We start from the raw sequence: 12,672 nt of genomic DNA, 5'->3' as shown, positions 1-12,672 counted from the left end.
GTCCGGCCTGGCGGGAGCGACGGAGAGCGGCTTCCACGTCACCCGGTAGCGCCAGGAGTCGAGCGTCGAGCGCTCCCGACGGCGGCGGTGCCAGTCGGACAGCGCGGGCAGCACCGGCGCGAGCGCGCCGCTGTCGATGCGCAGCCGGGCGGCCAGCGCCTCGACGTCGGCCTCCTCGACGGCGCTCCAGAACTCGCCGTCCTCCGGCTCCCCGCCGGGGCGCGGCGCGACGGCCCAGAGGTGCTCGCGCTGGAAGGCGTAGGTGGGCAGCGGCACGCGGCACCCGCCGGCCGTACGGGCGGACCAGTCGGCCCGTCCGCCGCGGACGAACGCCTCGGCGAGCGAGGCGAGGAAACGGCCGGTGCCGCCCTTGTCGCGGCGCAGGGTGCCGACGGCGGTGGCGTGGTCGCCGCGGTCCTCGGCGGTGGCCTCGATCGCCATGGTGAGCACGGTGTGCGGGCTGACCTCGACGAACAGGCCGTGGCCCTGGGCCATCAGCTCCCGCACGGCCGGGTCGAAGCGCACCGGATTGCGCAGGTTGCGGTACCAGTAGCCGGCGTCCATGGCGGTGGTGTCGAGCCAGTCGCCGGTGACGGTGGAGAAGAACGGCACCTCGGCGGCACGCGGGCGCACGGGGGCGAGGTCCGCCAGGAGGTCGTCCCTGAGGAGTTCGACCTGGGCGGAGTGCGAGCCGTAGTCCACGCTGATCCGCCGGGCCCGCAGGCCCTCAGCCCCGAACTCGGCCATGAGCTCGTCGAGTTCACCGGCCGGACCGGCGACGACGACGGTCCTCGGCCCGTTCACGGCGGCGACGGCGAGCCCACCGCCGCGCGAGCGCAGCCGCTCCTCGGCCTCCTCCGCGGACAGCGGCACGGAGACCATCCCGCCGGAGCCCGCCAGGACGCGGCCGATGAGCCGGCTGCGCAGCGCGGCCACACGGGCGCCGTCCTCCAGGGAGAGCGCCCCGGCGACGACGGCGGCGGCGATCTCGCCCTGGGAGTGGCCCACCACGGCGTCCGGGTGGATGCCGTGGGCGCGCCACAGTTCGGCGAGGGCCACCATGACGGCGAAGGTCGCCGGCTGGACCACGTCGACGCGGTCCAGCGCGGGCGCGCCCTCGGCCTGGCGCAGCACGTCGAGCAGCGACCAGTCGACGTGCGCGGACAGGGCCGCCGCGCACTCGGCGATGCGCTCGGCGAACACCGGCGACTCGTCCAGCAGCCGGGCGCCCATGCCGGCCCACTGGGAGCCCTGGCCGGGGAAGACGAAGACGGTGCGGCCGCCGTCCTCGGCGAGGCCCTGGACGGCGTTCGGCGCGGAGGCGCCGGCGGCGAGCGCGGCGAGGCCCCCGCGCAGCTCGGCGGCGTCGGCTCCGAGCACGACGGCGCGGTGCTCGAAGAGGGCGCGGGTGGTCAGCAGGGTGTGGGCGACGTCGTGGAGGCGCAGGTCCGGCTCGACGTCGAGGTGGTCGGCCAGGCGCGCGGCCTGGGCGCGCAGGGCGGCGGGGGTGCGGGCGGAGAGCACCCACGGCACGACGCCGTCGGACGCCCCGGCGCTCTCGGTCGGGAGGGCGGCGGGCGCCTCCTCCAGCACGACGTGCGCGTTGGTGCCGCTGATGCCGAAGGAGGAGACCGCGCAGCGGCGGGTCCGCTCGCCGGCCGGCCACGGCGTGGCCTCGTTGAGCAGGGTGACGGTGCCCGGCGTCCAGTCGATGTGCGAGGACGGCTCGGCGGCGTGCAGGGTGGCCGGCAGCACGCCGTGGCGCAGCGCCTGGACCATCTTGATCACGCCTGCGACGCCGGCCGCCGACTGGGTGTGGCCGAGGTTGGACTTGACCGAGCCGAGCAGCAGCGGGCGCTGAGGGTCCCGGTCGCGCCCGTACGCGGCCTGGAGGGCCTGGGCCTCGATCGGGTCGCCGAGGGCCGTGCCGGTGCCGTGCGCCTCGATGGCGTCGACGTCGTCGGGGGTGAGGCCCGCGTTGTGCAGGGCCTGGCGGATGACGCGCTGCTGGGACGGCCCGTTGGGCGCGGTGAGCCCGTTGGAGGCGCCGTCCTGGTTGATCGCGGAGCCGCGGATGACGGCGAGCACCTGGTGGCCGTTGCGCTCGGCGTCGGAGAGCCGCTCCAGGACGACGACGCCGACGCCCTCGGCGAGGGTCATGCCGTCGGCGGCCTCGGAGAAGGCCTTGCAGCGGCCGTCGGCGGCGAGCGCGCGCTGGCGGCTGAAGGCGATGAAGGCGTTCGGACTGGTCATGACGGTGGCGCCGCCGGCGAGCGCGAGGGAGCTCTCGCCACCGCGCAGCGACTGGCAGGCCAGGTGCAGCGCGACGAGCGACGAGGAGCACGCGGTGTCAACGGTGACGGCGGGGCCCTCCAGGCCGAACAGGTAGGCGAGGCGGCCGGAGAGCACGCTCGGGCTGGTGCCGGTGACGGCGTGCCCGGCGGAGCTGTCGTCCATGCCGAGCCCGTACTCCTGGTACGTGGACCCGATGAAGGTGCCGGTCGCGCTGCCGTGGACGGAGGTCGGGTCGATGCCCGCGGATTCGAGGGCCTCCCAGGTCGTCTCCAGCAGCAGGCGCTGCTGCGGGTCCATCGCCAGGGCCTCGCGCGGGGAGATGCCGAAGAACGCGGCGTCGAACTCGCCGGCCTCGTGCAGGAAGCCGCCCTGGGTGGAGTAGGTGCGGCCGGGGGTGTCCGGGTCCGGGTCGTAGATACCGGTGTCCCAGCCGCGGTTCTCCGGGAACTCGGAGATGGCGTCGGTGCCCTCGGCGACGAGCCGCCACAGCTGGTCGGGGCTTGCGGCGCCGCCGGGGAAGCGGCAGCCCATGCCGACGATGGCGATCGGCTCGTCCGGGTCGGCGGCGGCGACCGGCGGCGCCGTCACGTCCTGAGGTCCGTCGAGCAGTTCGCCGCGCAGGAAGGCGGCGAGGGCGACCGGCGTCGGGTGGTCGAAGGCCATCGTGCTGGGCAGCGGCAGACCGGTCAGGGCGGCGAGGCGCTTGCGCAGCTCGACGGCGGTCAGCGAGTCGAAGCCGGCGTCGCGGAAGGCGCGCTTCCCGGGCACGCCGTCGACGGAGCCGTGGCCGAGGACGGCGGCGGCCTCGCGGCGCACCAGGTCGACGAGCAGGCGGTCGCGCTCGCCCTCGGACAAGCCACGCAGGCGGCGGACGAGGTCGGAGGCGGCCCCGGTGTCGGCGGCGGCGCGGGCGAGGGCGCGGACCTCGGGCAGCTCGTCGAACAGGGCGCTCGGCCGGGCGGCGGTGAAGACGGGGGCGTAGCGTTCCCAGTCGACGTCCGCGACGGTCACGGCGACGTCCTCGTGCACGATCGCGCGGCGCAGCTCGGTGAGCGCGGTCTCCGGAGCGAGGAAGCGCAGGCCCTGGCGGCGCAGGCCGTCGGAGACGGCCTCATGGGCGGCCATGCCGGCGCCGGCCCACGGGCCCCAGGCGATCGAGGTGGCGGTCAGGCCGCGGGCGCGGCGGTTCACGGCCAGGGCGTCGAGGTAGGCGTTGGCGGCGGCGTAGGCGCTCTGCCCGGCGCTGCCCCAGATGCCGGCGACGGAGGAGAACAGGACGAAGAAGTCCAGGTCGTGGTCGGCGAGGAGGGCGTCGAGGTGGGCGGCGCCGTGGAGCTTGGCGGCGGTGAGCGCGGCGACCTCGGCGACCGGGGTGTCCGAGAGCGGGGCGGCCTGGCCGACGCCGGCCGCGTGCACGACGCCGGTCAGCGGGTGTTCGGCCGGGACGGCGGCGAGGACGGCGGCGAGCGCGTCGCGGTCGGCGACGTCGCAGGCGACGACGGCCGCGGTGGCGCCGTGCTCGGCGAGCTCGGCGACGAGTTCGGCGGTGCCGGGGGCGTCCGGGCCGCGGCGGCCGGTGAGCACGAGGTGCCGGGCGCCGCTGCGGGCCAGCCAGCGGGCGACCCCGGCACCGAGCGCGCCGGTGCCGCCGGTGACGAGGACGGTGCCGTCGGCGGTGAACTCCTCGGCGCGGGGCAGCTCGTCGACGGCGTGCCGCACCAGGCGGCGGCCGTAGACGGCGCTGCCGCGCAGCGCGACCTGGTCCTCTCCCCCGCGTTCGCTGCCCGCGAGGACGCCGACGAGGCTCTGCACGGTCGGTGCGTCCAGCACCGGCGGCAGGTCGACCAGCCCGCCCGGCGCCTGCGGGCGCTCCAGGGCGGCGACCCGGCCGAGGCCCCACGTGGCGGCCTGGACGGGGTTGGTGAGCGGGTCGGCGGGCCCGGTGGAGACGGCGCCGCGGGTGACCGTCCACAGCGGAGCGGCGGAGCGGAGGTCGCCGAGGGCCTGGGCGAGGACGACGCCGAGCGCGATCCCCTCCGGCAGGCCGGGCCCGGGGGTGGGCCGGTCAGCCAGCGGGACGAGCGACAGGATTCCGCTCAGCTCGCCGAACTCTGCTATGCGGCGGGCGAGTTCGGCGCGGTCGCGGCAGTTCTCGGCCAGTGCCAGCCGTTCCAGGCGGGCACCGTGGCCGCGCAGCGCGTCGAGCAGGTCGGCGTCGTCGACGGCGTCGGTGGTGACGACCAGCCAGGTGCCGTCCAGCACGGGCGCGGCCGCCGGGCGGACCGGCCGCCAGTGGACGCGGTAGCGGGCGGCGTCGAGCCGGGCCTTCTCGTGCCGGGTGCGGCGCCAGTCGGCGAGGGCGGGCAGGAGGGCGTAGAGGCCGGCGTGCTGCTCGTCGCGCAGACCGAGCAGGCCGGCGAGTTCGGCGGCGCTGCCACGCTCGACGGCGCCCCACAGGGCGGAGTCGGCGGGGTCGGCGGCCGGCACCGCGGTGCCGGGCTCGGCTTCCGGCCAGTAGCGCTCGTGCTGGAACGCGTAGGTGGGCAGGTCGGTGCGGCGGGCACCGGTGCCCGCGTACAGCGCGGCCCAGTCCGGTGCGTGCCCGCGCACGTGGAGCCCGGCCAGGGCTAGGGCGGCGGTCCGCTCCTCGGGCCGCCCGGCGCGCAGCAGCGGGACGGCCGTCACGGCCCCGTGGTCGCCGGGCGCGGTGTCGGCGAGGACGTCCTCGGTGAGCGCGGACAGCACGCCGTCCGGGCCGAGTTCGAGGAAGGTGGTGGCGCCGGCCGCGCGGGCGGCGCGGACCCCGTCGGCGAAGCGCACGGCGCGGCGGACGTGCTCGACCCAGTACTCGGGCGAGCACAGCTCGGCCCCGGTGGCGAGCTCGCCGGTGGTGTCGGAGACGAGCGGGATGGCTGGTGCGCGGAACTCCAGCTCCGCCACGGCGCGCCGGAACTCCTCCAGCATCGGCTCCATCAGTGGCGAGTGGAAGGCGTGCGAGACGCGCAGCCGCCTGGTCCGCCGGCCCTCGGCCGCGAACTCCCCGGCGATGCGCAGGACTTCGTCCGCCAGGCCGGAGACGACCACGGCCCGCGGCCCGTTGACGGCCGCGACGGACACACCGGGCACCAGCCGCGGCAGCATCTCGTCCTCACCGGCCTCGACGGAGACCATGGCCCCGCCCTCGGGCAGCGCGTCCATGAGCCGAGCCCGGGCGGTCACGAGCGCGCACGCGTCGGCGAGCGAAAGCACTCCGGCGCAGTGCGCGGCGGCGATACCGCCGACGGAGTGGCCGAGCAGGACGTCGGCCCGCACGCCGAGCGAGGCGAGCAGGCGGAACAGCGCCACCTCGACGGCGAAGATCGCGGGCTGCGCCCAGCCGGTGCGGTTCAGCAGTTCCTCGTCCTCGCCCCACAGCACGTCGCGCAGCGGGCGCTCCAGGCGGGGGCCGAACTCGCGCCACACCTCGTCCAGCGCCTCGGCGAACACCGGGAAGCGACGGGCGAGTTCGCGCCCGGTGCCGAGATGCTGGGCGCCTTGGCCGGCGAACAGCAGGGCGAGCTTGCCGGCACCGGCCTCGCCCGCGACCAGCCCGGCGGCGGAGTCACCGGCCGCGAGGGCGGCCAGGGCGGCGAGCAGTTCCGCGCGGTCGCCGCCGACGGCGACGGCGCGGTGGTCGAATCCGGAGCGGGTGGTGGCGAGCGAGAGGCCGAGGTCGGCCGGGCTCGCGGCCTGGTCCGCCGCGGCGAACGCGCGCAGCCGGGCCGCCTGGTCGCGCAGCGCGGCCGGGCTGCGGCCGGCCAGCGGCCAGAGCAGGACGGGCGCGGTGACGGCCGGGGCGCTCTCCCGCGCCGCGACGACGGCGGGCGCCTGTTCGAGGATGACGTGGGCGTTGGTGCCGCTGAAGCCGAACGAGGAGACGCCGGCCCGGCGCGGACGGCCGGTCTCCGGCCAGTCCGCCTCCTCGGTCACCAGCTCCACCGCGCCCTCGTCCCAGTCCACGTGGGAGGACGGCTCGGCCGCGTGCAGGGTGCGGGGCACGACGCCGTGCCGCATCGCCAGCACCATCTTGATCACGCCCGCGACGCCGGCGGCGGCCTGGGTGTGGCCCAGGTTGGACTTCACCGAGCCGAGCAGCAGCGGGAGTTCACGGTCCTGGCCGTAGGTGGCCAGCAGCGCCTGGGCCTCGATCGGGTCGCCCAGGGAGGTGCCGGTGCCGTGCGCCTCGACGACGTCCACGTCGGCCGTCGCGAGCCCGGCGGTGGCCAGGGCCTGGCGGATGACACGCTGCTGGGACGGCCCGTTGGGGGCGGTGAGCCCGTTGGAGGCCCCGTCCTGGTTGACGGCGGAACCGCGCACGACGGCCAGCACCGGGTGTCCGTTGCGGCGCGCGTCGGAGAGCCGCTCCAGGGCGATCACCCCGACGCCCTCGGACCAGCCGACGCCGTCGGCCCGGTCGGAGAAGGCCTTGCAGCGCCCGTCCGGGGCCAGGCCGCGCTGCCGGGAGAACTCGATCAGCGAGGTCGGGGTCGACATCACCGTGACGCCGCCGGCCAGCGCGAGCGTGCACTCGCCTGCGCGCAGGGCCTGCATCGCCCAGTGCATGGCGACGAGCGAGGACGAGCACGCGGTGTCGACGGTGACGGCCGGGCCCTCCAGGCCGAGGGTGTAGGAGACCCGGCCGGAGGCGATGCTCGGCGAGGTGCCGCTGCCCTGGTGGCCCTCGAAGCGCCCGCCCGCGAGCAGCGCGGAGTAGTCGTTGTACATCACGCCGGCGAACACGCCGGTACGGCTGCCGCGCAGTGCGACCGGGTCGATCCCGGCCCGCTCGACCGCCTCCCAGCAGGCCTCCAGCAACAGCCGCTGCTGGGCGTCGGTGGCGAGTGCCTCGCGCGGGCTCATGCCGAAGAAGGCGGGGTCGAAGTCGGCGGCCCGGTGCAGGAAGCCGCCGAAGCGGGTGTAGCTGGTGCCGAGGTGGTCCGGGTCCGGGTGGTAGAGCGACTCCACGTCCCAGCCGCGATCCGTGGGCAGGCCGGAGATGGCGTCGGTGCCCTCGCGCAGCAGGCACCACAGGTCGTCGGGGGAGGCGACGTCGCCGGGGTAGCGGCAGCTCATGCCGACGATGACGATCGGGTCGTCGTCGGCCGCCGCCCGGACGGGCGCCGTGGCGGTGGGCGCCTGGGCGCCCGTCAGGCCGTCCAGCACGTGCCCGGCCAGGGCGGTGACGGTCGGGTAGTCGAAGACGACGGTCGCCGAGGTGCGTAGCCCGGTGGCGGCGCTCAGGCGGTTGCGCAGCTCGACGGCGGTGAGCGAGTCGAAGCCGAGGTCCTGGAACGGGCGGTGCGGGTCGACGTCGGACGCGTCGGCGTGCCGCAGGACGGCGGCCACCTGGGCGCGGACCAGCTCGACGACGGCCTCGGTGCGGGCGCGCCCGTCCAGCCCGGCGAGCCGGCGGGTGAGGGCGCCGGCCGCCTCGGTGGCGGTCACGGCGGCCCGCCGGGCGGGGGTGCGGATCAGGCCGCGCAGCAGCGGCGGCACCTCGCCGCGGGCGCGCAGTGCCGGGAGGTCGAGGCGGACGGGCAGCAGGACGGCCTCGGGGCGGGCGAGGGCGGCGTCGAACAGCGCGGTGCCGTCCGCCTCGGAGAGCGCCGGGGTGCCCAGCCGGGCGAGCCGGTCGAGGTCGGCGTCGGTGAGCCCGCCGGCCATGCCGCCGGTCGGGCCGCCGACCGGGGCCCAGGGGCCCCAACCGAGCGAGAGTCCCGGCAGTCCGGCGGCGCGGCGGGTGCGCACCAGCGCGTCCGCGAAGGCGTTGCCCGCAGCGTAATTGGCCTGCCCGGCCGCGCCGACGGTGCCGGAGAAGGACGAGAGGACGACGAACGAGGCGAGGTCGAGGCCGCGGGTGGCCTCGTGGAGGTGCCACAGGGCGTCGACCTTGGGCCGCAGGACGGCGGCCAGCCGCTCGGGGGTGAGCTGCTCGACGACGCCGTCGTCGAGGACTCCGGCGGCGTGCACCACGGCGGTCAGCGGGTGTGCGGCCGGGACACCGGCGACCAGGCGCGCGACGGCTCCGGGGTCGGTCAGGTCGCATGCCTCGATGGCGACGTCGGCACCCGTCTCGCCGAGCCGGGAGGCCAGTTCGGCGGCGCCGTCGGCCGCCGCGCCGCGCCGGCTCGCGAGCAGCAGGCGGCGCACGCCGTGCTCGGCGACCAGGTGCCGGGCGAGGACGGCGCCGAGGCCGCCGGTGCCGCCGGTGATCAGGACGGTGCCGTCCGGGCTCCACGTGGCCCCGGTCGCGGCCACCGCGCCCGCGCGGGCCAGCCGGGCCGCGAGCACGGCGCCGTCGCGCACGGCCAGCTGCGGCTCGTCGCCGCCGAGGGCGTGCTCGGGCAGCGGGCCGCCGGCCGGGTCCAGGTCGACCAGACCGAACCGGCCCGGGTGCTCGGCCTGCGCGGAACGCACCAGGCCCCACACGGCGGCCGCGGCAGGATCGGTGAGCTCGTCGTCCGCCGTGGTGGCGACGGCGCCGCGGGTCACGAAGACCAGCCGGCCGTTCGTGTCCTCGGCGAGCCACTGCTGGAGCCGGGCCAGAGCCAGGGCCGTCAGCGCTCGGGCCGAGCCGACCGGGTCGGCCGGGTCGCCCGCGAGCGGCACGAGCATCACCTCGGCCGGGGCCCCGCCCGCCGTCGACAGCACGCCGAGGCCGAGCGGGTCCGCATCCGGGACGGCCACCGAGGCGGGCACCTTCGCCCCGCCGCGCGGCCGGGCCCAGCGCAGCTCGAACATCGCGTCCCGGACCGGACCGGCGCCCGCGCCGGCCTGCGCCGGGAGCGCCCGCAGCAGCAGCGAGCCGACCGAGACGACCGGTCCGCCCGCCGCGTCGGAGACCTCGATCGCGACCGAGTCGTCCCCGGTCGCGGACAGCCGCACCCGCACCACCGACGCGCCCGCGGCGTACAGGCTGACGTCCTGCCAGCTGAACGGCACCCCTCCGAGCCCGAGGAACGCCGTCGCGTGCAGCGCCGCGTCCAGCAGCGCCGGGTGGATGCCGAACGCGCCCGCCTCGCCGCTCGCGCCCTCGTCCAGCGCGACCTCGGCGAACACCTCCTCGCCGCGCCGCCAGGCCGCGCGCAGCCCGCGGAACGCCGGGCCGTAGCGGAAGCCCGCACCGGCGAGGCGCTCGTCCAGGCCGTCCAGGTCAAGCACCTCGGCGCCGGCCGGCGGCCACTCCGTGAACTCCCCGACGAAGGAGCGGTGTTCGCCGGCCGAGTCGCCCGCCCCGAGGATGCCGTCGGCGTGCTGCGTCCACGGGGCGTCCTCGTCGCCCTCGGGCCGGGCGTAGACGCCGACGGTGCGCCGCCCGCTCGCGTCGGCCCGCCCGGCCCACACCTGCACCTGCACGCCGCCCTGCTCGGGCAGCGGCAGCGGCACGGTGAGCGTCAGCTCCTCGACGCGCTCGCAGCCGACCTCGTCGCCCGCGCGCACGGCGAGCTCCAGGAAGGCCGTACCGGGCAGCAGGACGGTGCCGTCGACGGCGTGGTCGGCCAGCCACGGGTGGGTGCGCAGCGAGAGCCGGCCGGTCAGCAGCAGGCCGTCGGTGTTGGCGAGCGAGACGGCGGCGGCGAGCAGCGGGTGGTTGGCCGAGCCGAGCCCGGCGGAGCGGACGTCGCCGGTGCGCGAGAGCGCGCTCTTCGGCCAGTAGCGCTTGTGCTGGAAGGCGTAGGTGGGCAGGTCGGCGCGGCGGGCACCGGTGCCCTCGAAGTAGGCGTCCCAGCGCACCGGGACGCCGCGCACGTGCAGTCCGGCGAGGGCCTCGGTGAGCGCCTCGGTCTCGTCGCGGCCGGGGCGCAGCGCGGCGAGGGCGCTGCAGTCGTCGCGGGCCTGCCCGTCGAGGGCGCCCTGGGCGAGCGCGGCGAGGGCGCCGTCGGGACCGAGTTCGAGGAACAGGGTGGCGCCGTGGCCACCGAGCCAGCCGGCGACGTCGGCGAAGCGGACGGCCTGGCGGGCCTGGTCGGCCCAGTAGTCGGCGGAGGTGAGCTGCTCGACGGTGGCGAGCGCACCGGTGAGAGTGGAGACGATCGGGATCGCGGGCGCCTGCGGGTCCAGCGCGGCGACGACGGTGCGGAACTCGTCGAGCATCGGGTCCATGAGCGGCGAGTGGAAGGCGTGCGAGACGCGCAGGCGCCGGACCTTGCGGCCGAGTCCGGCGAAGTGCGCGCCGACGGCCTCGGCCGCGGCGGTCTCACCGGCGACGACGACGGCCTGCGGGCCGTTGACGGCGGCCAGCGACACGCCGTCGCCGAGCAGCGGGAGGACCTCGTCCTCGCTCGCCTGCACCGCGACCATGGCACCGCCGGCCGGCAGGGCCTGCATCAGGCGGGCCCTGGCGGCGACCAGGGCGCACGCGTCGGCCAGCGAGAACACCCCGGCGACGTGTGCGGCGGCGATCTCGCCGACCGAGTGCCCGGCCAGGAAGTCCGGGCGCACGCCCCAGGACTCCAGCAGCCGGTACAGAGCGACCTCGACGGCGAACAGCGCCGGCTGGGCATGGCCCGTGCGGTTCAGCGCCTCTTCGTCTGCGCCCCAGATCAGGTCGCGCAGCGGCGCGCCCGACCGACCGTCGAGCTCGGCGAGCACCTCGTCCAGCGCGGCGGCGAATACCGGGAAGCGGGCGTTCAGTTCGCGGCCCATGCCGAGGCGCTGCGAGCCCTGGCCGGCGAACAGGAAGGCGAGCTTGCCACGCCCCTGGGTGGTGCCCAGGACTGCCCGGCCGTCGCCCTCGCCGTCCGCGAGCGCGGCAAGCGCCGCGACGGCCTCGGCGCGTCCGGCCGCGGTGACGACGGCGCGGTGCTCCAGGGCGGCACGGGTGGTCGCGAGCGCGTGGGCCAGGTCGGCGGCGGAGCCCTCGGCGTCCGTCGCCAGGAACGCGACCAGCCGCTCGGCCTGGGCCCGCAGCGCCTCGGGGGTGCGGCCGGAGACCAGCCAGGGCAGCGTCCCGGCGTCGGCGGCGTCGGACGCGGGCTCCTCCTCCGCCGGGGCCTCCTCGATGATGGCGTGCGCGTTGGTGCCGCTGAGGCCGAAGGACGAGACGCCCGCCCGCCGCGGCTCGGCGCCCTGCGGCCACGGCGTCGCCTCGGTCAGCAGCCGGACGGCGCCGGACTCCCAGTCGACGTGCGTGGACGGCTCGTCCACGTGCAGGGTCCGCGGCAGCAGCTCGTGCCGCAGCGCCAGCACCGTCTTGATCACCCCGGCCATGCCGGCGGCGGCCTGGGTGTGGCTCAGGTTCGACTTCACCGAGCCGAGCAGCAGCGGGCGCCGCGGGTCGCGCCCGCGCCCGTACGTGGCGAGCAGCGCCTGGGCCTCGACCGGGTCGCCGAGGACGGTGCCGGTGCCGTGCGCCTCGACCGCGTCGACCTGGTCGGCGGAGAGCCGCGCGTTGCGCAGCGCCTGCTCGATGACGCGCTGCTGGGACGGCCCGTTGGGCGCGGTGAGCCCGTTGGAGGCGCCGTCCTGGTTGACGGCGGTGCCGCGCACGACGGCCAGCACCCGGTGCCCGTTGCGCCGGGCCACCGACAGCCGCTCCAGGACGAGCACGCCGACGCCCTCGGCCCAGCCGGTACCGTCCGCGGAGTCGGCGAAGGAGCGGCAGCGGCCGTCCGAGGCCAGGCCGCCCTGGCGGGCGAACTCGACGAAGGTGGTGGGGGTCGACATGACGGTGACGCCCGCGGCGAGCGCCATGCCGCACTCCCCCGCGCGCAGCGACTGCGCGGCCAGGTGGAGCGCGACGAGCGACGACGAGCACGCGGTGTCGACGGTGACGGCCGGGCCGACGGCGCCGAGCACGTAGGAGAGGCGGCCGGAGATCACGCTGGTCGCGTTGCCCGTCAGCACGAACCCCTGGACGTCGTCGTCCGGCCCGGTGCGGTAGTCCTGCGGCATCGCCCCGACGAAGACGCCGGTACGGGTGCCGCGGACACTGCTCGGGTCGATGCCCGCGCGCTCGATCGCCTCCCACGAGGCCTCCAGCAGGACGCGCTGCTGCGGGTCCATGGACAGCGCCTCGCGCGGCGAGATGCCGAAGAAGCCCGGGTCGAAGTCGGCGGCGCCCCGCAGGAACCCGCCCCGGACGTCGACCGGCCCGTCCGCCGGGTCCAGCTCCCAGCCGCGGTCGGCGGGCAGGCCGGTGATGCCGTCCTCGCCGGCGACGAGCATCGCCCAGAGGTCCTCGGGAGCCTCGACCCCGCCGGGGAAGCGGCAGCTCATCCCCACGATGGCGATCGGCTCCCGGGCGGCCGCCTCCAGCTCGTCCACCCGCTGCCGGGAGCGCTGGAGGTCCGCGCTGGCCCGCTTGAGGTAGTCCCGGAGCTTCTGTTCCTTGTCCAT

At 77.0% G+C, this 12,672-nt stretch carries 1 protein-coding gene (only partly in view); it reads right to left on the bottom strand.

The window, feature by feature from the left end; translation table 11 throughout:
* Window positions 1-12,672, bottom strand: the beginning of a protein-coding gene (locus tag AB0O19_RS35655; protein WP_363625609.1) for a type I polyketide synthase. It extends 15,321 nt beyond the left edge of the window; the window shows 12,672 of its 27,993 coding nt (coding positions 1-12,672); it begins with the start codon at window positions 12,670-12,672; its stop codon lies off the left edge, out of view.

Source organism: Kitasatospora sp. NPDC091276 (genome assembly GCF_040684355.1).
Lineage (GTDB): Bacteria > Actinomycetota > Actinomycetes > Streptomycetales > Streptomycetaceae > Kitasatospora.
Note: the sequence above shows the minus strand (reverse complement) of the source record. Positions and strands in the feature narration are given on the sequence as shown.